This is a genomic window from Ruminococcus sp. MCC718, assembly GCF_018783905.1.
Taxonomy (GTDB): Bacteria; Bacillota; Clostridia; order Lachnospirales; family Lachnospiraceae; genus Hominisplanchenecus; species Hominisplanchenecus faecis.
On the sequence record NZ_WQNP01000178.1, the window covers coordinates 1 to 25,091 of the forward strand.

15 protein-coding genes and 1 pseudogene are annotated in these 25,091 nt (G+C 43.0%); 11 read left to right on the plus strand and 5 right to left on the minus strand.

The features are described from left to right. Positions 1-132: pseudogene (locus GPK60_RS14535) on the plus strand (IS256 family transposase); the annotation flags it as partial. 345 nt (positions 133-477) lie between these two features. On the opposite strand, the gene GPK60_RS14540 reads toward GPK60_RS14535, so the two are convergent. Further along, positions 478-1,098, minus strand: a complete 621-nt coding sequence (locus GPK60_RS14540) for a helix-turn-helix transcriptional regulator (protein WP_330581224.1) — start codon at positions 1,096-1,098, stop codon at positions 478-480. Positions 1,099-1,699: 601 nt separating this feature from the next. Between GPK60_RS14540 and GPK60_RS14545 the strand changes: the two genes are divergently transcribed. The 9 genes from GPK60_RS14545 to GPK60_RS14585 all read left to right on the plus strand — a co-directional run bounded on the left by GPK60_RS14545 (position 1,700) and on the right by GPK60_RS14585 (position 12,790). Continuing rightward, positions 1,700-1,945 carry a DUF6870 family protein gene (locus tag GPK60_RS14545; protein ID WP_016286640.1) on the plus strand — a complete coding sequence of 82 codons (246 nt, stop codon included), beginning with the start codon at positions 1,700-1,702 and terminating at the stop codon, positions 1,943-1,945. A gap of 129 nt (positions 1,946-2,074) precedes the next feature. After that, a complete protein-coding gene (locus tag GPK60_RS14550; protein WP_195488409.1) occupies positions 2,075-3,748 on the plus strand; it encodes a recombinase family protein in 1,674 nt (557 codons plus the stop codon). Beyond that, positions 3,749-5,404, plus strand: a complete 1,656-nt coding sequence (locus GPK60_RS14555; protein ID WP_215660908.1) for a recombinase family protein — start codon at positions 3,749-3,751, stop codon at positions 5,402-5,404. Beyond that, positions 5,397-6,959, plus strand: a complete 1,563-nt coding sequence (locus GPK60_RS14560) for a recombinase family protein (RefSeq protein ID WP_195488411.1) — start codon at positions 5,397-5,399, stop codon at positions 6,957-6,959. The genes GPK60_RS14555 and GPK60_RS14560 overlap by 8 nt, the downstream gene beginning before the upstream one ends. A 709-nt stretch (positions 6,960-7,668) precedes the next feature. Continuing rightward, positions 7,669-8,031 carry a GntR family transcriptional regulator gene (locus tag GPK60_RS14565; protein ID WP_022118455.1) on the plus strand — a complete coding sequence of 121 codons (363 nt, stop codon included), beginning with the start codon at positions 7,669-7,671 and terminating at the stop codon, positions 8,029-8,031. Between the two features lies 1 nt (position 8,032). Beyond that, positions 8,033-8,749 (plus strand): ABC transporter ATP-binding protein, encoded by a 717-nt coding sequence (locus GPK60_RS14570; RefSeq protein ID WP_215660941.1) that lies wholly within the window; start codon positions 8,033-8,035, stop codon positions 8,747-8,749. Then, on the plus strand, positions 8,743-9,483 hold the full coding sequence (locus tag GPK60_RS14575; RefSeq protein WP_022118453.1) for a hypothetical protein: 741 nt from the start codon (positions 8,743-8,745) through the stop codon (positions 9,481-9,483). Before GPK60_RS14570 ends, GPK60_RS14575 begins: the two co-directional genes overlap by 7 nt. A 102-nt stretch (positions 9,484-9,585) precedes the next feature. Further along, positions 9,586-10,611: a low specificity L-threonine aldolase gene (locus GPK60_RS14580; RefSeq protein WP_173895214.1), complete on the plus strand. Its 1,026-nt coding sequence runs from the start codon at positions 9,586-9,588 to the stop codon at positions 10,609-10,611. Positions 10,612-10,756: 145 nt separating this feature from the next. Beyond that, positions 10,757-12,790 (plus strand): hypothetical protein, encoded by a 2,034-nt coding sequence (locus GPK60_RS14585; RefSeq protein ID WP_215660911.1) that lies wholly within the window; start codon positions 10,757-10,759, stop codon positions 12,788-12,790. Positions 12,791-12,920: 130 nt separating this feature from the next. Here GPK60_RS14585 and GPK60_RS14590 read toward each other — a convergent pair whose 3' ends face one another. From GPK60_RS14590 to GPK60_RS14605, 4 genes are all read right to left on the minus strand, one after another. Next, positions 12,921-13,943 carry a LacI family DNA-binding transcriptional regulator gene (locus tag GPK60_RS14590; RefSeq protein WP_215660914.1) on the minus strand — a complete coding sequence of 341 codons (1,023 nt, stop codon included), beginning with the start codon at positions 13,941-13,943 and terminating at the stop codon, positions 12,921-12,923. Positions 13,944-14,112: 169 nt separating this feature from the next. Continuing rightward, on the minus strand, positions 14,113-14,868 hold the full coding sequence (locus GPK60_RS14595; protein ID WP_173865947.1) for a response regulator: 756 nt from the start codon (positions 14,866-14,868) through the stop codon (positions 14,113-14,115). Further along, complete coding sequence (locus GPK60_RS14600; protein WP_215660918.1) at positions 14,865-16,592, minus strand: histidine kinase; 1,728 nt, start codon at positions 16,590-16,592, stop codon at positions 14,865-14,867. The genes GPK60_RS14595 and GPK60_RS14600 overlap by 4 nt, the downstream gene beginning before the upstream one ends. Then, positions 16,589-18,268, minus strand: coding sequence for an extracellular solute-binding protein (locus GPK60_RS14605; RefSeq protein ID WP_022118447.1), 1,680 nt, complete (start codon positions 18,266-18,268; stop codon positions 16,589-16,591). The genes GPK60_RS14600 and GPK60_RS14605 overlap by 4 nt, the downstream gene beginning before the upstream one ends. A gap of 211 nt (positions 18,269-18,479) precedes the next feature. Between GPK60_RS14605 and GPK60_RS14610 the strand changes: the two genes are divergently transcribed. Beyond that, entirely contained in the window at positions 18,480-24,917 is a 6,438-nt protein-coding gene (locus GPK60_RS14610) for an Ig-like domain-containing protein (protein ID WP_215660921.1), read from the plus strand. Positions 24,918-25,091: the final 174 nt, after the last annotated feature.

Below are 25,091 nucleotides of genomic sequence, written 5' to 3' on the forward strand. Positions count from 1 at the left end.
GCACTGGAAAAGATGCTGTATCTTGCCAGCGAAAACGTAGTCAGGAAATGGACACAGAGATATCGGAACTGGGATCAGGTATTGAATCAGCTGATAGTCCTTTACGGAGAACGGCTCACTGCTTATCTGTAAGAGAAAAGAAAAGCAGGAATGGGGAAGCTCTTTTAAGCCCCTCATTCCTGCTCTCTGTCTATTCCTTCGGCATTTATATTATTGCCAGAAATTTCCGATCCTATTCCAGAGGTCGGGTGTGGGCAGAGCCCACAAAAGGCAATAATCATGATGCCTTACTTGTCATGCAAAAAAATCGAAAATGATGTATATAATTTTCCTACATGGCAATACTGTAAGTACAAAGATATATTCGACAGCCGCATAATCATTAATTCGACAGCAAAATTTTACATATCTATTTCTTATCATAAAGATTTACTTTCCATAGACACAAGAATTTTTACACCCTCTTTTTAAGTTTTGCTAAGTTTCACTAAGTTCTGCATTTGCAGATCGCCATTGTCTTTTCGGCTCATATTTCCCACACCCATCACAGGTCTGTGGCCAGTTAATTTTCCACTCAAAATACTCATCTCTGGTAATTTTACCGGATTTCAATTCTTCTTTTCTGAGAACCCATTCTTTCATAAAATCATTGAGAACTCCATAATTGAACCACATACCAACAGGTGGATGAGCCGGCCAGTTATCAGAATCATGATAACGGACAGCGGTATCCTCACTGGAATTGCATTTTTCACCCGGATAGGTTTCTAACTGAAAGAGATTAATAGCTGCTGGGTTAAATTCATCAATCCAGAATAGGATTTCTATAAGTTCAGATGCATCCATAGTAGTCGGTTCGTGTAGTGCCAGTGGATTTACATCCAGAATCTTAGCCATTTCAGTTACAAGATCTTTACGGGGAACCCTGTAATTTGTTTCGTATTGGGCTAGGCGGTTTGCACCTTTATCACCCCAACCGAGGGCAGCACCAAGTTCTGCCTGCGTCATATGCCGGAATGTCCGGATTTTTTTTATTTTATCACCGATTGTCATACCAAATTTCCAACTTTCTTTTTGATAAATCCATTTTACTACCAAAAACAAGGAATGTAAACAGAAAGATTCGCATTGAAGCGAATAAAGCACTTGACATTCGCATGAAAGCGAATTAAAATGGCAGTATAATAAAGGTTCGCATGAAAGCGAATGTGCAGATGAGGATAAATATATTTTGCAAATTATTGCAAAATTAGGTTGGTAAAATCATTCTGTCAGGCTTTATTAGTGAGAGGATTTTTTTGAAGAGAACAACATTTTGGTGTTTCTAGGCTGTAATAAGTGAAAGGATATTCAAAAAACTCTCTTTTGTACCTTGAAAATTACATGAGCTGTATAATCTGATTCCACAGATGCCATAACCCTGTAAAGGATTTTACGGGCGAGCGTCAAAGATACTCCGGAAACGGCTGGTAAGTTTGCGAAGAAGCTACCAGCATTCAGAAATATTCTGATAGAGGTTGGCAGTAACGCTGACAGCAGATTATACGAATGGAAGCCAACACGCCGAACGGAATATGCAATGCTATAACAATAGATAAACTGTGAGAACAAAATACGAAAAGGTAAGGTGATGCAATTGAGAAAATTGCAGGTATAGGACAACTGATACAAAGAATATGTTGGAAAAGAGGTGAGCATCATGGTGAATCAGTCAGTAATAGATTCCAGTGTTAATCTGGAGCAGTTAAAGGACATTGAAGATTTAATTCCTGATATGGATAAAGCTATTTCTGAAAAAGTGGAAACTTTTCTGGATAAATCTGGCGATCAGCCGTATGCTCACATGAATGAAGGGTATGTGGTAGTCGTGGAAATGACAGGAGAAATGGATGCTACAGATGCGATCAGTGATTATCTAAGAAAAAGAACGGAGTTGATGTATTAGATGCAAGTCTTGAAAAAATATCTTGCGAAGCTACAGATGTTATGTTAATGTGAAGTCAGGGAAAATGAACGTGATACATGGTTTCTGACTTCAAATTCAATGGAATAAGTAAGTTGGGAGCGATGTAAAATGGAACAAATGCAAATGAATATGCCAGATATGTACGATGCTGCATTGTATCTTCGGTTATCGAAAGATGATATGGAAGAGGGAGGTGCGAAGTCAGAGAGCAACAGCATTGCAAATCAGAGAGAGTTACTTCGGAGCTTTGTAAAAAGCCAGCCGGATATTCAGATCTTTGATATATATGTGGATGACGGATACTCAGGAGGAAATTTTGACCGACCTGAGTTTAAACGAATGACAACTGATATAGAAGCTGGAAAAGTAAACTGTGTGATTGTAAAAGACTTATCCAGATTCGGAAGAGAGTATATAGAAGCCGGGCGATGGATCGAAAAGACCTACCCGGCTTTAAATGTGCGTTTTATTTCAGTTACAGACCAGTTCGACAGTAAAACAGCAGATTTTTCAGAGAAGTCATTTGTAGTTCCAATCAAAAATTTTGTAAATGAAAGCTATTGCCGGGACATTTCCGGTAAAGTGCGAAGCCATCAGAAAATCAAACGTGAAAAAGGTGAATTTATTGGAGCATTTGCCCCGTATGGTTACTGCAAAGATCCGGAGAATAAGAACTGTCTGGTGATTGATTCTTATGCAGCAGATATTGTAAGAAAAATATTTTCATGGAAAATTGATGGGTTCAGTCTTGGAGCAATCGCAGAAAAACTGAATGTACGTCATGTGCAGTCGCCAAAAGAATATAAAAAGGCAAATGGCGAGAATTATAATTCTGGATTTCACAGCTCAGACACACCGAAATGGTCGGCAGTGCAGATCAAAAGGATTCTGACAAATGAAGTCTATATTGGAAACATGGTACAGGGCAAGCAGGAACGAATCAGCTACAAGGTAAAACAACGTTTGGATAAGCCAGAAGCAGAGTGGGTGAAAGTAGAAAATACGCATCCGGCAATTATCAGGCAAAATGATTTTGACGTAGTGCAGAAGCTGCTTCAATATGATGGCAGAGCATCAAAAACATCAGACAGTGCAAACTTTTTTTCGGGATTTGTGTTTTGTGGAGATTGCAAGACACCGATGATACGCAGGGTAAATCAGTATAAGGGGAAGAAAAAAGCTTTTTATATCTGCCAGACAAAGAATAAAGGTGGAGATTGTACCAGACACAGTATTCCGGAAGAGGTGCTGAAAAGAATTGTGTTGAAAGAGATTCAGGCATATACGGCACTTTTTATAGACTATCAGATGATTATGGAAGAACTTTGTGAGATGCAAGTCAGTTACGATCAGGTAATTGGTTATGATACACAGATTAGTAAGTTACAGGAAGAATATAACCGCTATTACAGTCTGAAAGCATCTTTGGGTGATGACTTGAAAGAGGGACTGATCAGTAAAGAGGAGTTTGATGATTTTCGGGAAAGTTACGGAAGAAAATGTGAAGAACTGGAGCAGATGATTGAAAATCAGAAAAAGCTGGTAAAGCAAATGTTTGAGGGTGGAGTGTCTGCAACTGTTCAGTTGGAGGACTGGAAGAAATCACTGGAAATCAAAGAACTGGATCGCACATTGCTGGCACTGACCGTAGATAAAATCTATATTTATGAAAATAAGCAAATTAAAATTCACATCCGTTATCAGGATATGATTGAGAAAATGAAAGTCATAAGACGGTTTTATGCGGAACACCGGACAGAGTGCAGGAAAGAGGTGGGATAAATGGCAAGGACAGCAAAAAGATATAAGAAAAACACAGAGAAGAAAGTTCTTGGGATTCCGGTATGTATGGCTGCAATTTATGCCAGATTATCCGTAGACAGTGATGAAAAAAAGTCGGAATCTATTGAAACACAGGTTACGCTGATAAAAGAATTCATTCAGAAGCACAATGAAAATCCAGACAGAGAGTATGAGATTGCTGTATATGACATTTATTCTGATCTGGGAAAAACTGGAACAAATTTTGACAGACCGGGATTTGAACGGATGATGAATGATGTCAGGGCAGGTAAAATAAACTGTATTCTGGTAAAGGATTTCTCACGATTTGGAAGAAATTACATCGAAACTGGTAACTATCTGGAAAAGATTCTTCCTTTTATGAAAGTACGGTTTATTTCTGTATGTGACAACTATGATTCATTTGCACCTGGTGCTAAGAATCAGGAATTATCCATGAATATCAAAAATCTTGTGAATGATGCTTATGCGAAAGACATTTCTGCAAAAGAACGGGCTGCGAAACGTATTGCACAGAAAAATGGTGAATATGTGGGATCTACAGCTCCATACGGATATCGTGTGGAAAAGGTAAATGGGATTTATAAGTTGATTGTGGAACCGGAATCTGCAAAGATTGTCCGTAGGATTTTTGAAGAATATGCTTCTGGAGATGGTATACAGAGTATTATTGACAGGCTGTTTGAGGATGGAGTACATCGTATTTCAGACTATAACCAATATCATCATGTGTACTGTAAGGACGGAGAAAAGCTTCATCAGTGGGGAAATTCTTCGATACGTGCGGTGTTGAACCGAAATAATTATTATGGTGATCTGGTTCAGAGAAAATATGAATCCAGATTTCAAAGAGGTGAAAAATGGTGTGATATACTGGATGAAAGCCAGTGGATTATTACGCCAAATGCCCATGAGCCGATTATCAGCCGAGAACTGTTTGACAAAGCACAAGTCAGGTTAAAAGCAGCACAACAGAAAACAACAAAAACTACGGCAGGATGGGAAGAGGATGAAAGAGCATTTTATAATGTATTCTATTGTGGAGACTGCAAGCGGAAAATGTGTACACGCAGATACAGAGGCAATGTGTATTATTTTTGCAACGCTGCTCAGTATCGGGATGAAAGGAAATGTAGTCATAAATCTATCTCTGAAGAAAAATTGCAGAAAATTGTCCGCTCGGAGCTGACCAGACAGTTTCAGTTATCTGGCTTACGGAAAAAGGATATGTCTGCTATAAGCAGTGTGGTATTTCTTTCCAAAATCAAAGAAGTTCAAACAGAAATCAGAAAACTGGATGTAGATATGGAAAAACGTTCAGAAAAACTGGCACAGGCATTTATGCAATATAAAGAGGGGGAACTTTCCAAAGAAGCCTATATAGAAATGAAAGATGACCGTAATAGCTGGAAAGAGTTCTGCGAAGAGAGAAAGAAGTCTTTAGAGCAGACCATACGAAAGCTGGAAAAACAGCAGAAAGAAGAAGCCAGATTTTTACGAAGCCTGCTGGAGCTGGATGGGACAACCAGAATCAATGCGGAATTTGCAGAAGGCTTGATTGAAAGTATGTATCTATATGGTGATGGCAAACTGGAAATCAACTTCGGGTTTAAGGGGGCGGTAGAACATGAGTGATCAGAAACTGATTATTGGATATTACCGCCTTTCCATGGAAGATGACTCAGAGGGAGAAAGTAACAGCATTATTAATCAGAGAAAACTGGTAAAAGATTATATTTCCAATATTCCTGAACTGGTGGCTATGCCCTTTCAGGAGTTCTACGACGATGGATATTCTGGTTCCAGTATGGAACGTCCGGCAATTAAGCAGGTTCTGGAACTTGCCAGGGAGAATAAAGTGCAGTGTATTGTAGTAAAAGATTTTTCACGTTTTGCCAGAAACTATATTGAGATGGGAACTTATCTGGAACAGATTTTTCCATTCCTGGGAGTACGATTCATTTCTATCTCAGACCGATATGATTCTAAAGATTATAAGGGAAAGAGTTCGGATATTGAAGTACAGTTTAAAGGACTGATAGCAGATTTTTATGTGAAAGACCAGTCCGTAAAGGTAAAAGCGGCAGTCAGTACCAGACGAGGAAAAGGTGAGTATTGCTGTGGCTCTGCACCGTATGGGTATCGAATCAATCCTGAAAATAAGAAAGAACTGGTGATTGTAGAGGACGAAGCGGAAGTGATTCGCAGAGTATTTGAACTGACCAATCAGCGATATTCCAAGATGGAGATTTGTAAGTTATTCAATGAAGAGGGTGTATTGACTCCCTTGCAGTCTATGAGCAGACGACAGAAATCAGACAGCAAGAAAGCTGCATCAAGAGGATTGCAGTGGACGAGTGATATGATACGGAAGATTGTGGATGATAAGACTTATATAGGCTGTATGGTCTATGGAAAGACAAAGATTCCAGATCCCGGAACAGGGAAAGAAGTACCAGTGCCGAGAAATCAGTGGAAAGTGATGGAAAACCATCACGAGCCGATCGTATCAAAAGAGGTCTTTGAGAAAGCACAGTCTCTGCAGATCAGATACACCAAGAAAAGCAAATTTGACAGGGAAACAACACTATTAGGTGGCTATGTAAAATGCGGGAATTGTCGCAGAAGTCTGACTTCAAGCAGTCCTGTTCATGGTCATATCCTTTATAGCTGTGCTTACAGTAAAGGAAAAGAAGATACAGCGTGTTTTGCCGGGAAAGCGGATAACAAAATGCTGGAGCATATCGTGCTGGCAGAAATAAAGGCTTACTTACGTCAGAATATCAGCCAAGAACAGATGCAGCAATCCATGAGAAAACAGCATGAGGACAGTATAGAAGCCTATAAGACGGAAAGTGCAGATTGTGAAAAGTGTCAAGAACAAATAAAAATCCAGAACCGCCAGAACTACGAGAAGTATCACGAGGGACAGATGAACCAGAACCAGTTTATGGAAGCCAAGAAGCAGTTGGAAGAAGAAAGAGAACGACTGCAGAAACGTGTACAGGAACTGGATGAGTTGATAAACGACGAGAAAGAAATCCTGATGAAAAAGAATATTCCGGTGGAGCAAATGTTGAAGTATTTAGGCTATGAGAAGCTGACACGAGAGATGCTGGAAGAATATGTGCAGGGAATATATGTGTATGATGACGGGAGAGTGGAGGTGGAGTGGAAATCACTGACTTGATTTGTAGCAATAATGTAACGTCCACTACTACTGAACTTGTAGCAATGACGTTACATCCTCCCTGCTGATTTTGTGACAACAATATAACGTCCTCTGTTCCCAAACAACGGTTTTATTGGAAAAATCGAGGAAAAAAGGTCAAAAAGTTTGTAGCAATGGCTTGACATCCTCGGGGGCATTGTGCGTAGCGGAGAGTATTTTATGATATCGTTATCAGTCTGAAAGAGGAAACGCTCGTAAGGATTTGTTGAAGCTATGGGATGGGTTGGAGATGTTTGGAGTATGGAACAGGTGGAAGAAGCAAAAGAACATCATACTCTTGTTTACATCACAAGAATGTGCTAAAATAAACCAGAATTATAGAAGATATGCAAAACAGAAACTGCTTCAGTATTTTTACCGGTACTGCTTATACAGCACGCATCCTAGAATGTGGTATTGTTCCGGGATACGGAGATTGCAGCCAATTTCCTGATTCTTGGATTTTCAGGTAAGTTAAAAATAGAATTACAGTAAATGATCAAAAGAAAAGATGGCATGAAAAATATGCTGTCTTTTCTTTTTTAGGATAGCAGGGGCAAAAGCCTGAAACCAAATTGTGGGAGTAAGAAACAATTTGCATGTTATCTTTTCGTTTTCATATTGACAAAACCAGAAAACTAGTGTACTATATAGCTATGACAGTGATACAAGAAAGAAGGAAGAGCTTATGGAATACAATTCATCGCTGCCAATCTATCTGCAGGTAGCTAATTTGATCAAACGTGATATTGTCACAGGGAAACGAGAACTTGGGGAAAAGCTTCCTTCCGTACGGGAACTGGCGGTGTCTTACACCATCAATCCGAATACGGTCAGCCGTGTATACAAAGAGCTTGAGACGGAAGGTGTCTGTTTTACCAGACGTGGCATGGGAACTTTTGTGACAGAAGATTCAGAGAAGGTGAAAAATATGAAAGAAGAGATGGCGGGGACGCTGATCCATGAATTTTTAGAAGGAATGCAGCAGCTTGGATTTACCAAAACGGATGTGATCCGGATTCTGAAAAAAAAGGAAGAAAGTGGTGAATGATATGGAAAATGTACTGGAAAGTATTGGAGTAACCAAAAACTATGCCGGTAAGGCAGCGGTTGAAAATGTATCGTTAAAACTGGAGACAGGGCTTGTCTATGCGATGCTCGGGCCGAACGGAAGCGGCAAGACTACCTGGATGAAGATGGTGGCAGGCCTTGTCAAACCTGGAAAAGGGGAGATTTTATATAAAGGCAAAGCCATCGGAAAAGAGAGCAAGAAAGAGATTGCCTATATGTCCACGGAGCCATATTTTTATAGCTGGATGACGGTTGCAGATGTCGGCAGATATTATCAGGACTTTTTTGAGGATTTTTCAATGGAAAAATATCATCAGATGCTCAAAAGAATGGAGCTGACAGAAGAGCTGAAAACCAAAAAACTTTCCACCGGTATGATGGCAAAGTTAAAGATCGCAGTCACAATGGCAAGAAATGCAAAACTGTATCTGCTGGATGAGCCATTAAACGGCATTGATCTTCTGGCAAGGGATGAGATCATGAAAAGTATTCTGGAAGTCATTGATCCGGATGTCACACTTGTGATCTCCAGCCATCTGGTAGATGAACTGGAGCGAGTGGCAGATGCGGCCATCTTTATGAAAGAAGGAAAAATGGTCAGACAGTGCATGGTTGAGGAACTGAGAAGCAGCGAAAAGAAATCCGTTGTTGATCTGTATCGTGAAATTTACGGACATGGGGGAGAGGAACTATGTTAAAATTAATGAAGTATGAATTTCGGAAGAGTGCATCTTCCAAGCTTATTCTGCTGGTGCTTACAGCAGTTTTTGAACTGGCATTTCTGGGGGGCGTATTTTTTAAAGGATATAATCTGATGGGGACAGGTATGATGTTCCTGATCTTGTGTGCATTTTTCGGTGTGTTTTACATTGGACTGGAAGGTATCATGACACTGTATCGGGATCTGAACAGCAAACAAAGTTATATGCTGTTTCTGACACCAAAGAGCAGTTATGAGATTTTAGGTGCCAAAATCCTGGAAAATGGCATTTCAATCCTTATGGCAGGAGCATTTTTTATCGTACTTGCCGTGTTTGACCTGACTGTGGCAACGCTCTGTATCGGCGGGGCAAAAGAACTTATGGATAGCATAAGACAGATTATGGATATAAGACTGAACATCAAGATAGTATCAGATGCAGTGATCCTGTCCGTCTTTGCATCCCTGGTCAGCTGGATCAGTATTGTTGTGATCGCCGATATGGCAGTGATTCTTTCGGCGAGCGTGCTTGCAGGCAAAAAGGGAAGCGGGATCGCGGCATTTGCACTGTTTCTGATCCTTTCCTGGCTGTTCAGTCAGATGCTGAACCTGGTGCCTGCATTTGACAATATGAACCTGACCATGATTCTGGAAATCGCAGTATCTCTGGTACTGAGTGTGATTTTCTACTTTATCAGCGGATGGATCATGGAAAAGAAACTGAGCGTCTGAAACAGAAAAATGATAGGTTGACCTTTATCTCCTGGCATCGTAGAATAGTGACAGAGCAAAAAGATTTCTATTGATATTGAGAATCTGACAGGAGAAAAAGATATGTTATCATTTGAAAATGATTATTCTGAAGGAGCACATGAAAAGATCCTTCAGAGATTTATGGAAACAAATCTGGAGAAAGTATCCGGATACGGATCTGATCCATACTGTGAAAGTGCAAAACAGAAAATCCGGGAGGCGTGCGAATGTCCACAGGCAGATGTTTATTTCCTGACGGGCGGTACGCAGACAAATGCCGTTGTGATCAGCTCCATGCTGGAATCTTATGAGGGCGTGGTCGCAGCACAGACCGGCCATGTAGCCTGCCATGAGGCGGGAGCCATTGAGTACAGCGGCCATAAAGTGATCACAGTTCCGCAGTACAAAGGCAAAATAAAAGCAGAAGATCTGAAGAACTGCCTGAAAACATTCTGGGATGATGAAAGCCACGAACATATGGTATTTCCGGGGATGGTTTATATTTCCCATCCTACGGAGTACGGTACTTTGTATACAAAGGCGGAGCTGGAAGAGATCAGCAGCGTGTGCCGCAGTTATAATATCCCACTGTTTCTCGACGGAGCAAGACTGGGCTATGGTCTGATGAGTGAAGAAACAGATGTAACTCTTCCGATGATTGCAAAATACTGCGATGTTTTCTATATCGGCGGGACAAAAGTCGGAGCACTGTGTGGAGAAGCCGTCGTATTTTCGGGCAACAGAACACCGAAACATTTCCTGACGCTGATCAAACAGCGGGGAGCACTGCTTGCAAAAGGCAGATTGCTCGGAATCCAGTTTGACACACTGTTCACAGATAACCTGTATTTTGAAATCAGCAGACATGCGATAGCAATGGCAGATTATTTAAAGAAAGGACTGGCAGAAAAAGGCTGCCGTTTCTATCTGGATTCACCGACCAATCAGCAGTTTGTCATTCTCGAAAACCGGAAAATGACAGAACTAAAAAAAGAAGTAAAGTTCAGTTTCTGGGAAAAATACGATGAAAACCACACCGTAGTACGCTTTGCGACAAGCTGGGCAACGAAAAAAGAAGAGATCGATCAGCTGCTGGATCTGTTCTGAGATTTTAGCAGCACACAAAGGCAGGGTAAGCGATTACCCTGCTTTTTCACAACTCTTTCACAAAATCGGCTGTTTTCTTTCAGCTTGTTTTAAACTTTACGGGATATACTTCTCTTAAATCAAAGAGAAAAGGAAGTGTATTCATATGAAGAAAAAATATATCGCAATCTTACTTGGCATAACTCTTGGAATGACAACACTGGTTGGATGTTCCGGAACAAATACATCAGAAAGCAGCACCATACAGGAATCGCAGAGTGTAACCGGTGCAACCGAAAACTCAGACAAAAGAGTCAGCGAAGCAGAAACAGCAGATGTATACGGTGAAGTTACAGCCGTAAGCGAAGATAGCATTACCATAAAAGTAGGAACCATGAAGCAGAGGGAGAAACCGGATGATGCAGGAGTACCGGGGGACTCTTCCAATGCACAGAGTTCCGATGACAAGACAGATTCTGACAGTACAGAAAAAGGATCTGAAAACACAGACAGCAGTGAAAATAAATCAGATAATAGTTCTGACAGTCGAAATGCACAGCTGCCGGAAAATATAGAAAAACCGGACGGAGACGGACAGGGTGCACCATCCATGCTGGATCTGACGGATGAAGAAAAAGAAATCAAGATCACAGATGACACCGTGATCGTCCGCAGCAGCAGGGGCGGCATGGCAGGCGGACCGCAGGGAAATGGCGGAGCACCGGATATGCAGCAGAAGACAGAGGAAAGCTCACTTTCTGATATTTCCGAAGGTGATACAGTAGCGATCACTTATGACGAGGATGGAAATGCAGCCAAAATCACCGTGATCAGCATGGAAATGGGAGGCGGCATGGGACAACCAGGCGGCGGTTCTGGAAGCAGCCAGGGCGTGGACAGCTACGATGCAGTCAATGCCTATACTTCCGATACCGAAGTAGATGGAGAGACGATTGCTTCCACCGGAACTGATGAAAATGCAGTCAATGTTTCAGAAGGCGCATCGGTTACACTGAAAGATGTGACCATAACCAGAGATTCTTCCGAAAGCACCGGCGGTGATAACTCCAGTTTCTATGGTGTCGGAGCAGCCGTTCTGGCAACAGACGGAAATGCTTATGTAAAAGGCGGAACCGTTACGACAGACACAGCCGGCGGAGCAGGACTTTTTGCATATAATAACGGTACTGTTTATGCGGCAGATACCAAAATCACGACCAAACAGGATACATCAGGCGGTATCCATGCAGCCGGCGGCGGAACGTTCTATGCATGGGATCTTGATGTTGAGACAAACGGTGAGTCTTCCGCAGCGATCCGAAGTGACCGCGGAGGCGGAAAAATGGTAGTAGACGGCGGAACCTATACTTCAAACGGAACCGGTTCCCCGGCAATCTACAGTACCGCAGATATCGCAGTAAACGAGGCAACTCTGGCAGCCAACGGCTCCGAAGCAATCTGCATCGAAGGTTTGAATTCCATTCATTTATATGACAGTGATCTGACCGGAAACATGAGCGATGACAGCCGCAATGACTGTACCTGGAATGTCATTCTCTACCAGAGCATGTCCGGAGATTCCGAAGTCGGAAACAGCATTTTTGAGATGGACGGTGGAAGCCTGACCGCAAAAAACGGCGGCATGTTCTATACCACAAACACAGAGTCTACGATCACACTGGATGATGTGGATATTACAAATGCAGAAGACAGTGAATTTTTCCTGAAATGTACCGGAAATGCGAACCAGAGAGGATGGGGAACAACAGGAGCAAATGGTGCGGACTGTCTGTTCACAGCCATTGATCAGACAATGGAAGGAAATGTGATCTGGGACAGCATCAGCGACCTTGATTTCTATATGACAGGCGAAAGCACACTGACTGGTGCAGTCGTGCAGGATGAGAGTAATGCCGGTGGCGGCGGAGACGGCTACTGCAATCTCTATATCGGAGAAGATGCAACCTGGATCGTGACAGGCGACAGCACCGTAAGTGCACTGCACTGTGCCGGAACGATCGAAGATAACGAAGGCAAAACCGTGACCGTCAAAGGAACAGACGGAACTGTATATGTCAAAGGAGATGGCAGCTACACGATTACTGTAACCTCCTACGAAGACAGTGCAGACCTCTCCGGAGCATCCACGACCACATCCTGGAGTGCTTATGAAACAGAGAAACCAGCTGAGTTAGAATAACATGATGCCAGGGTCAAAAGACTTTTTCCAAAAAAATAACAAAAGAATGAGCGGCTATGATCCTTTCGGGAAGGAGAATAGCCGCTTTGTGCGGAAGGAAAGTGCATGCCAAGTCTCACGTGCGTTTTATCTATATCTCACCCGGTATATCCACGACACTGTCTCTGACAGCCAGTGTCGGCGGCAGTACGATCTTATAAGGCAGATGCTGCGGATCATCCAGGCGGTCAAGCAGCATTTTCACTGCCATTTCTCCCATGACTTCCAGATGTGCGGTGACACTGGTCAGCGGTGGCTCGGTCAGGATAGACAGCGGTGTGTCATTGAAACTGATGACAGATACATCCTCCGGAACGCGGAGTCCGACTTCACGCAGGTTGCTGACAGCGGTGATCGCAGATTCTTCATTATAGGCAAGGAGAGCTGTCGGGATATGATCTTTTTGTTCCAGCCATTTGCGGATCTGAGCAGAACCGTCTTTGGCAGAAAGGCCGGTATCAATGATCAGATGCTCGTCGTAAAGACCGGCATTTTTCATATAATCAATAAAATACTGACGTCTTGCCTCCAGGGCAGGGCGTTTTTTCTGGTCTAATTTATAGGCAGGACCTAAGAAACCAATCTTGCGGTGTCCCTTGTAAAGCAGATAATCCAGTGCCTGCTCTACGCCGAGACGGAAGTTTAAGACAACCGAATCAAAGCGGCGTTCATCCGGGGAAGAATCCACAAATACGATGTTCGGGCTGATCTCCAGCAACTGTGCAATCTGCTGGTCTGAAAAAATGCCGATCGCCAGGATACCGTCAAGCGGGGTCTTTTCCAGTGTCTGATATTTGCCAGACTGCTCAAAAAGATAAGATACATTGCAGTCATGCTCCATACAGTTGCGTACCACATAATTCTTCAGATAAAGATAGTACGGATCAGCCAGCTGCTCTTTTAAGGACATCATCTCAACGATGGCGATATGGACGAGGCGGTTTTTATGGGAACGTCTTGTTTTCGGAAGCGTGTAGTGAAGTTCATCTGCCGCTTCAAGAATTGAGACTCTGGTGTTGTCGGTTACGTTCAAAGTCGGATCATTGTTCAGTACACGGGAAATCGTGGTTACTGAGAATCCGGTGTGTTTTGCTAAATCTCGGATAGTTGCCATGCTATTTTCTCCAATACATTTGTTGTTTGCACATAACTGCAGAAAAACGGACCAGAATCGCACACAGGGTCTTATGTGTGTCTGGATTGAATGTTACAGTTATGTTCACTCATTTGTTTATTTTAATACTTTGATTATAAACACACTTTTTTACTTTAGCAAGAAAAATTTAAAGAGACTTCCGGTATTTGCTTGGAGATATTCCCTGCGTTTTTTTGAAAACTTTTGTGAAATAAAAGTAATCGTGGTAGCCGACTGCGTTTGCAATCTCCTCGATGGAGCGGCTGTCGTCTTTTAAAAGTTCTTTCGCCTTCTGCATACGTCTTGCCGTGATATATTCTGAAAAAGACAGTCCCAGTTCTTTTTTGATCAGGGTGCTTAAGCGGCTGGAGCTGATATTGTACATTTCTGCCAGGGAAGTTAAAGAGAGTTCTTCCGTATAGTGTTCCTGGATATAAGCCAGAATTTTTTTGAACAGAGAGGTTCCGGCAGTCGAAAGGTCTGTGATCGTTGCATTTTCCATCGTGTCTTCAGAAGTTTCAGAAGCGGCAGGCTCAAGTTCATTTCGAAGGCGTGACAGGGTTTTGTTCAGAGTTTCCTGCTGAATCGGTTTCAGAAGATAATCAAAAGCACCGCACAGCATTGCCTGTCGTGCATACTCAAATTCGGCATAGCCGGAGATCAGCACGACTTTGGTTGCAAATTGATGTTCTGAAATATAGGACATGACTTCCAGACCGGAAAGCCCCGGCATACGGATATCGGTAAACAGGACATCCGGTTTTAAGGTTTTGATATCTTCAAGTGTAGTCACGCCGTTATGTGCTTCTCCGATCACCTCAAAAGGAAGTCCGGATTTCTGGATCAGTTTTTTCAGACCGATGGTGATCCAGACTTCATCATCTGCAATATAGACACTTATCATAAAATACTCCCTTCTGGTTCTGCTGTCGATTCTCTTGGAATCGAAATCGTAATGCAGGTTCCTTTTTTCAAACTGCTTTTTATATCAAAAGAAAACTTATCATCATAATAAAGTTTCAGACGTTGATAAATATTAAAGACGCCGATTTTTGTTGTATTTTTTTCAATTTCCAAAGATGCGAGGATCTGTTTTAAACGTTCCGGTTCAATGCCGCATCCGTCATCCTCCACAACAAAGCAAAGTGTTGCATGATCGGGGGAAAATACATGCACCCACACCGTACCGTTTTCAATTTTTTGTTCCAGTCCGTGAAAGACTGCATTTTCCACAAGCGGCTGGAGCAGAAGTTTAAATACTTTGCAGTTTAGTATAGCATTTTCTGCATCGATTTCGATGCGGATTTTGCCCATAAAACGGTAATTTATGATCTTTGCATATTCACGGATATGATCCAGCTCATTTTCTACGGTAACCATATCAGTTCCCTTGACGGCAAAACGAAAGACATTGGAGAGAGCCATCGTAAGTTCTGCGATGTCATCCACATCGTAGAACAGAGCCATATCCCGGATACACTCAAACGTATTATAAAGAAAGTGCGGATTGATCTGGCTTCGATAGGCAAGGATTTCTGCCTGCTTTTTGGAAAGTTCCGTTTCATAGGCAAGATATTTTACCTGCTCGATTTCCAGCTGCATTTTTTGCTTTTCATCAAGCATCTGATTCAGGCTTTTTGCAACCGTGCCGATCTCATCCGGGCGGTCGAGGGAAAGCCGGGAGTCTGGATTCTGATTGATCTTACGGATAAAAGCAGAAATTCCGGTGACCGGTTTTATGATGCTGTAATTGCAGTACAGAAGCAGAAAGAGTAAAAGACACAGGGAAATGCAATAAACCAGGATTTGTGTTTCTTTCAGGTTCTGGTCCGGTTTCCGAAGATCTGATTCCGGAAGGAAACCGGCAATTTTCCAGGCATTGCAGGAAAGTGTCTGAGTGAAAAAATATTTTTCGGAAGTGCTGTGCAGAATCTCGGATGCCAGCGTGCTTCCGCAGGATTGCACTGAACCGGCAGAAGCAAGAATGCAGTCCGAGGAATCCAGAAGAAAAACAACGGCATCTTCCGTTGACTGTGCATTTTGAAGGGTATCATCAAAACTTTCCGGTTCCAGGACAAAAACGCAGGTACCAAGCAGCTTCTGGTACTGGATGCTGTTCAGATCATAAACAGGGAAGATCAGCTCATAGTAAGGGCGTTTTTCGTTTGACTTCAGATGTGATGCCCGGATATCCATCACGGCATCGGTGTTCAGTACGGAAGTATCAATCGAAAAATTTTTTCCCATGGAAGCAATCTGCTTTGCATCTGCATTGTAGAGATAAACGCTTAAAATACGGTCATTCAGCAGGAGTGTGTTGGAAAAAACCGAGGCAAGCTCCTGTGTATCCGGAAGTCGGTTCAGAGAATTTACCGAAAAATACTGCTGCACGGTTGGAGAATAACAGAATGCAGTTGTGATATTGTAAAGCGAGTCCCAGTACGCTTCGATACGTGTGGCAGTCTGGGCTGTCAGACGTTCATTCAGGGCGAGCGTGTTTTTACGCACAGATCTTGCATAGTCCACCGACATAAAAAGATAGGCAGACGAAAGCACAGCAAGGATCAAGGCAGCAATCCCGGCCAGCTTAAAGATCAGGTGTCTGCGGTAAGTCTGTAAGAAGTTCATGGTTTTGTTTCTCCGTTTGATTTTGAGGTGTCTTGCATTTGTGGGTTGACTTTCTCTATTTTTTTACCGTAATAGGAAAAATTCTCCTGCATTTGCCGGTTGATCTTCTGATCCAGTTTTTTAGCTCCAAGTTCTTTTTGTGTGGTTACAAAAAGCTGATACTGTTCTTCAAACTCGGTATCCGAAGAAGCAGAGAGGATTTTTGGAATCTGCTCTTTGCGGTAAGCTTCCAGCGTGCTTTCAATCTGACCTTCCTCACTGTTCGGGGAAATGTAATTATCCGGCAGACGAAGAAGGGCAGAATCATAAACATATGTGTCCGGATATCTGGCAAAAGCAGTCTGGATCTGATTTAAACAATCGTCCATGCTTCCTTTTGCAGGTACCGGAAGTAGGCTGTGATCCCAGGCAACATTGTAAAAATTCCAGAACAGTCCGAGCATATCATTAGAATCATGAAAGCGCTGCTGTCCTCTGGCAGTCCGGTGGATATAGCCATCCGAGTCGAAAGTATAATCTTCGTTTTCCACGCCGTAGTTGCTGTAGAGCAATCCTTCGTCAGAAGTCATATAATCAAAAAAGCGGGCGACAAGTTCCGGGGTTTTGCAGCTTTTGGATACAAAAGTCTGCATCCAGCCGGTCGGTACACTCAGGTCGATACTCATCACCGGACGTTTTCCAAAATCGGAGAGGATCGGACCTGCGGAAACCCACCTGGTGGCATCCACACCTGTATTGGAAGTGTTTCCGATATAGCAGAATACACGGTCATCTGCTATCAGATCGCGCATCTGGAGATTATCAAGTGTCAGATCTTCACTGAAAGCATAACCTTTGCGGAAGGCTGTGTTCAGAAAGGCAAAAGCATCTTTGCATTCCGGCTGAAGGAAGCGTTCTGTATAATTTCCATTGTCGTCAATGACTTCAGCACCGAAAGAACCGATCAGGCAGGAAATCGAAGAGTCAAGATATTGATTGCCTTCCAGCAGCAATGGGATGGTGGACTGTCCGTCTTCAGCAGTCAGCTTTTTGACTTTTTCAAAAGCTTTTAAGACCTGAGAGGCAGTCTGTATATCCGAAACGGTCAGGTTAGCACGTGCCAGAAGTTTGCGGTTAAACATAATGCCATGATTGTAACTGTGGGTGAAAAGATCTCCATAATAAGAGGTCTTTTCTTTCCAGGTTTTGCGGGCATCATCGGTATTCAGGTGTGAAAGATAAGCATACCAGTCTCCGTACTGTCGGATATACTCCTGTTTCCGGTCTTTCGGGAAATCTTTCAGCAAATGGGAATCCGGGCAGTAAGTTTCAAAAAAATCCTGCAAAGACCAGACCTTTCCGGAACGGATCAGCTGATTGATCACATTCTTGTCCGTAGCGACGATCAGGTCAGGGAGTTCATCTTTTAAGATCATCAGACTCAGCTTTTTGGATGCGTCCTGTGGCGGAATCGTAAAATCCAGGTATGCTCCGGTTTTCTTTGAGATACCGGCACTGATGCTTCCTTCTTCAAAACTCCAGACTGGAGGATTCCAGAAAGAGACATCTGAAAAAAGAGTAAGCTCTGTATAATTGTTTTCAGCAGAATCCATGTTTTCCTGCGTGGCAGCTGTGCAGCCAGTCAGGAAAAGACAGAAAAATAAAAAGAGGAGAAGTAGTTTTTTTGTACGTTTCATACATACAACCTCCAAAAATTTTTGATTCAACATTATTAGTATAACACAGGAAAAAAGCGAAAGAAATGGAAAACGGTAAAAAAAGTACCAAAAAACAAAAAATAGTACATATGATTTTGGTGAAAAATTTTGTATATTACCAGTAAGCAAAGTGTATAAATTCACTAAACACGATGCGGATAGTGTGAAAAGCAGCAAAAAGGAGGAAAAAATGAACAAAAAAAGAAAAGGTGCGAGACGATGGACGGCGTTAGCCTTGAGTGTTGCCATGGTTTTCAGTGGAATCGGGATTCTTCCGGCTCCAGTGAAAGCAGAAGCGGCAGATGTCGCGGCAGCCGTTCAGAAAACAGGAGCGACAACAGAACGCAGTGAGCGTAAAATGAAATTTGGAGATGACTGGAAATTCAAACTGGTCAATAAGTACAACATTAACGATACTTCCGTTCAGGCGGATGGTGTGGACTACGATGATTCGAGCTGGGATAACGTTGATCTGCCGCATGACTGGGCAATCTATGGTACTTATGAGAACAGCAATGGTGTCAGAGCGGCACAGGGTTCTCTGGCAGGCGGTGTCGGCTGGTACCGCAAGAGCTTCACACTTTCCGATGACTTTAAAGACAAAACCGTTTCAATTGAATTCGACGGTGTGCAGATGATCAGCCAGGTATGGGTGAACGGACATACCGAGGACAACTGGAAGCAGTACCTTGGCTACAACACCTTTACGTATGATATCAGCAAATATCTGAAATACGATGGCAGCGAGAATGTGATCGCAGTCAAAGTACAAAGCAGCAACAGCAGTGCCAGATGGTATGCAGGAGCCGGTATCTACCGTAATGTATATCTGATTTCCACCGAGAAACTGAATGTTCCGGTGAATGGCGTGCAGATCACTACTCCGTTTGAAAAACTGGAAGCAGAAGGTGGCAAATACGAAGAAATCAAGAATGCCACAAAAGCAGGCGTTGACATCAAGACGGACGTAACAAACGATTCTGATACAGAAGCAACTGGTGTTTCAGTAAAATCGACCGTTTATAACAAGGAAAGCGATGTTATTTCCACACAGACCGATGACATTACCGTAGCAGCCGGTAAAACAGAGACGATTAGCCAGAGTGTGGATGTAGCAAACCCGAAACTTTGGTCCGTGGATTCACCGAACCTCTACTGGGTAAGAACGGAGATCATCCAGAATGGCAAAGTTGTGGATCGTACCGACAGCCGTTTTGGTATCCGTTATATTGCTACGAATCCGAACAGTGGATTTTATTTAAACGGTGTGCATACAAAACTGAATGGTGTCTGTGAACATTCTGACCTGGGATCTCTTGGTATGGAGACCTATCAGGCAGCTGTTGACAGAAGAATCCGTACACTGAAAAAATACGGTGTCAATGCGATCCGTACATCCCATAACCCGGTGTCACCGGAGTTTATCGAGGCGTGTGACCGTCTTGGAATGCTGGTATTTGAAGAAGCCTTTGATCAGTGGCTGTATTCAAAAAACAGTGACGATTATCATAACTACTTCAATAAAGCAGCAGATGGAAAAACTGTCGTTTTTGATAAAGCCGGAAATGATAATACCAACAATGACACTTCTTATATAGAAGTAAAACGTGAGGATCTGCAGTCCAATGCAGAACGTGATATCAAAGCGATGGTAGACCGTGACAAGAACGCACCTTGTATTTTTGCATGGAGTACCGGTAACGAAATCTACGATGCACGTTACAAACATGGTGAAAATACACTGGATATGCTGACCGGCTGGATCAAAGAAATCGACACGACAAGACCGGTCGCAGCATGCCCGCCGACCTGGGACAATTACTGGGCAAATAATGCACAGCAGGAAAAGCATCTGGCAAAAGCAGAAATGTCCGGATTTAACTATGCAACCGGACAGTATGACGGTGCCCACTCCAGATATCCGAATATGGTTATTTTTGGATCTGAGACAGTATCCGCTTATTATTACCGTGGTGTTTACTTCCTGGAAGGAGAAGGAAGCGGCGACAGATGTAATGAATATCCGACTTACTGGACATTTTCATCGGCAACCGCTTCTCTGGAAGCACACAGAGACAAAACTTACACAGCCGGTGAATTCGTATGGACCGGACATGACTACTTAGGTGAGCCGACCCCAAGAAGCTGGCCATCCAAGAGTTCCTACTTTGGTATGATCGACACCGCAGGTTTTGCAAAAGATGTTGTTTATATGTACAAGAGTATGTGGACGGATACACCGACCGTACATCTTCTGCCGCAAAAATGGAATTTCAAGGCAGGACAGAAGGTGCCGGTATACATTTACACAAATGCAAAGAGTGTGGAACTGTTCTTAAACGGAAAATCACTTGGCATTAAGAATTATGACAAACAGACTGCTTCCCCGGTATATATCTACTGGACAAAAGGAACCAGCGGACTGGATTACGAAGCAGGCGAACTCAAAGCAGTCGGCTATGACCAGCCGGACGGAAAAGGAAACGTGATCGCAACCGATGTGGTAAATACATCAGGTGATGCAGCACAGGTAGAACTTTCCGCAGACAGAACGTACATCAAAAACGATGGCGATGATATGGTATTTGTAGAAGCTACGATTGAGGACAATACAGGAATCATGGTTCCTGGAGCAGACAACCGTATCACTTTCGACGTAGAAGGCGGCGAAATCGTATCTGTGGACAACGGTGATCCGCGTGACCATGATCCATACAAAAACACAGACAACCGCAAAGCGTTCAGCGGAAAAGCACTGCTGATCGTAAAAGCAGAAGAAGGAAGCACTGATGACATTGTGATCACAGCGACAGCTGAGAGTGACAATGGTATCCTGAAATCCAATACCATTACCGTAGGTTCTAAAAACGAACTTCCGGGTGACGGAACGGATACACCGAAGCTTCAGGATGCATCCGTAGTGATGGGCAAAGGCATTTCTGCAGATTCTGTTCTGCCAAAAACCGTAAAAGTACAGTACAGCAACGGTGTGGTCGATGAGCACCAGGTAACCGGATGGAACCTGGATAACCTGAATGTAAACCAGGCAGGTACTTACAAAGTAACCGGAACGGCAGAAGGCATGGAAGGCACGTTTGAATGTACTGTAACAGTCAAAGATATCAAATCCGCAACGGTAGACAATGTAACAACACTGGTAAATGTAGAACCGTCCCTGCCACAGTTTGCAGCGATCGAGTATGCAGACGGCACAAAAGGTTCTGCCCCGGTAACCTGGGATGAAGTTCCGGCAGAAAATTATGCAAAAGCAGGAAAATTTGAAGTGACCGGAAAGATCGGACCAGAAGTTACTGTAAAAACAGAAGTAAGCGTAAAAGAGATCAAGTCTGTCGAGGAAGTACATGCATCTACCGTAATCGGAACACTTCCGGTTCTGCCGGCAGGTGTGGAAGTAACATTTACCGACGAAAGTAAAGAAATTGTAGGTACAGACTGGCAGATCAAAGCAGAAGATGTGGCAGCAGCAGGAACCTTAAAAGTAAAGAGCAAGATCCTTGGTTCTGATATGGAAGCTGTTGCGAATGTCGATGTGAAATATGCGGTGGCAACAGGTGATCTGGAATACACATCAACAGGAACAGTAAGCAAGGACAAGACCGTAAACGGTGCAGGTTTGAGCGTACGTATCGATCAGGGCGGAAAGCCGACCGAATATGCAGCAGGTTTAAGTATGCTTGGCGGATCAGAAGCCGTTTATAATGTAGAAGGAAAAGGATATGAAGCATTCCGTGCTTATGTCAGCTTGAGTTTTGATAACGGACAGGATGCAGAAGGAGCCGTTTCTTTCGAAGTTTATGTCGATGATGAAAAGACACCAAGATACCGTTCCGGTGTCATGACACATGCCACCAAGAACCTGGCACTTGATGTGGATATCAAAGGTGCAAAGACCGTAAAACTGGTGACAAAAACGGAAGATTCCAGTGTAGATAACAGCAAGAATATCGGTAACTGGTGTGACACGAAATTTGTTTCTTCCAATGTGGAGGTCAAGAGTGCAAAACTGAAAGAAAAAGATTTCTACTATGCAGAAAAAGGGGCACAGCCGTCCCTGCCGCAGACAGCAGAAGTACAGGTAGATGATACCCATACCGGAGCATTCCGTATTGCATGGTCTGAGATTGATACATCAAAAGCAGATGTGGTCGATGTAGAAGGAACAGTTCTTGGGATCGCTGATCCGGAAAATCATAAGGTAAAAGCAAAGGTAATCGTTGATTTTAACAATGTAGTTAAAGTGCCGGCACTGATGAATAAGATCGGTGAATGGGAAGTAAAAGAAGCCTTTGACTATGTTGAGACAACAGGAACAAAGACCAATATCAAAGATATTGAAGATATCACAGCCAAATCGTCCGTTATTTATAAATGGACAAACAATATGCTGATCGAGAATTGCCATAACTATGGTTTTGATTACGGGGTATATCCGGGAACAAACAGTGCAAATCCGGAATATCTGATCGTGCGTGCACCGGCGATCAAAGGTTTTGTCCTTCGAGGAACCGGCTCAACAGATGGAAATGCAAATCAAAACTTTACTTTCTATACTTCGGCAGACGGAGAAAACTGGAAAGAATTCAAAGATTACACAAAAACAACCGATACTTCCGTAAGCGGAAGCTGGCCGAGCAGACTTTATACAGCAACACAGCTGCCGGATGACACAAACTATATCAAGATTGCATATCCGACCGGAAATACATGGCAGTTCAATATGAACAAACTGCAGCTGACCGGTGGCGAAGTAATTCCTGAAGGAAAAGCAGTTGTCAGTCTGGATGCAAACGGCGGAAGCCTTCCGGAAGGAACAAGTACAAAACGTACTCTGAACAAAGGCGACCAAGCAGGAGAACTGCCGACACCGACCAGAAACAGACACAACTTTAAGGGCTGGTTTACACAGCCGGAAGGTGGAGAAAAAGTAACAGAAGAAACTGTGGTTTCAGATTCTATAATCCTCTATGCACAGTGGGAAAAATCAACCAAAGCAGAAGACGTACCTGTTTACTTTGTGGACTGTGGTGCAAATGCTTTCTCAGCAGAAGGAAAAGCTTATAGAAAGGATTACACAGATACGCTGAAAAACACAGTACCGGATCAGGCATACAGTGAAACAAGCGGATGGGGATTCACAAATCCGGCATCCGAAGTGGAAGCAAACGGAAGCGGAGATGCCTATACGACGATCCGCAACTTTAAAGCAGGAAACAATCAGAAGACCATGACCTACAAATTTGCACTGGATGCAGGAACGTATGAAGTGGTAACCGGATTCTGTGATCCATGGGCACAGTGGGCAGGCGATGACCGCCATACAAAGATTACTGTGGCAGATGAAGCAGGAACCGAACTGGCTGTACACGAAGACCACAAGATCAGCGGCAGCAAAGACAGTGTGACACTGGAAAATATCACACTTTCAGAAGCAAGCAATGTGACTGTGAACTTAAGTCCGCTGAAAAAAGTGGACAGCAACATCGACAGCTGTGATGTGCTGGTAAGCTTTATCGTGATCGTGAAAAAAGCAGCAGAGCAGCCGGATATTCCGAAGACAGATACAAAAGCAGGACTGAAGGCAGCCATTGACCTGGCAAAAACGCTGAAAGCAGATGACTATACAGCAGCATCTTACAAAGCACTTTCTGATACGATCGCAAGTGCGGAGAAAGTATATGCAGAAACAGAACCAAGTGCAGAAGCAGTCCAGACACAGATCAATGCTCTGGCAGAAGCAGTCAGAAATCTGAAATCTGCAGCAGCAGATACGAAAAAAGACCTGACACAGCAGATGAAAGAAAAAGATGCAGAATTAGCAGCAAAAGATACCGAACTGAAAACAGCACAGAAGAATGTGTCAGATCTGGATGATCAGCTTAAAAAAGCAGAAAAAGATCTGGCGGATCTGAAAAACGGAAGCGAAGCAGAAAAAGCAGAACTTCAGAAACAGATCAACAGCTTAAAAGAACAGCTCGATGAAGCAAACGCAAAAGTTACGGTTCTGAAAGCAGAAAAAGAGAGACTGACAGAAGAAAAAACATCCCTGCAGACAGAACTGAAAAAAGCTCAGGAAGATGCAGCGAAGAAAAAAGCAGAGGAAGCAGAAGCACTCAAAAAAGCTCAGGAAGAAGAGAAGAAAGCCAAAGAAGAACTGCAGAAACTGAAAGATGCCATGACACTGAAAACAGGTGATACCATTACTGTAAAGGGCGTAACATATCGTGTGACCAATGCAGAAGCAAAGACAGCGGAAGCTTATGGCGTGGTAAACAAAAACCAGAAACACATCGAAGTAGCCGCAACGGTTAAGATCAAAGGAAGTACCTGCAAAGTAACGGCAATCGCAGATCAGGCATTTGCCGGAATGAAAAAAGCAACAAAAGCTGTGATCGGCAAGAATGTGAGCAAGATCGGCAAAAAAGCATTCAACGGCGATGGAAAACTTAAGAGCATCACAGTAAAAAGCAGGAAACTGAAAACGGTCGGTAAACTGGCACTGAAAGGCATCAACAAAAAAGCAGTGATCCGTATACCGAAGTCAAAGAAAAAAGCTTACAGGAAACTTTTCAAAGGCAAAGGACAGAAAAAGAGTGTCATTGTAAAGTAGTAAGTTCATAAATCCAAAACGCATATCACCTTAAAAACAGCAGAAAAACCACAGACAGCGTAAAAACGGTTCTGTGGTTTTTTTGTATCGTACAGAAAAAATTACCAAAAAATAAAAAATATTCCATATGTTTTTGTGAAGAAATTTTGTATAGTTATGGTAAGCAAAATTTTG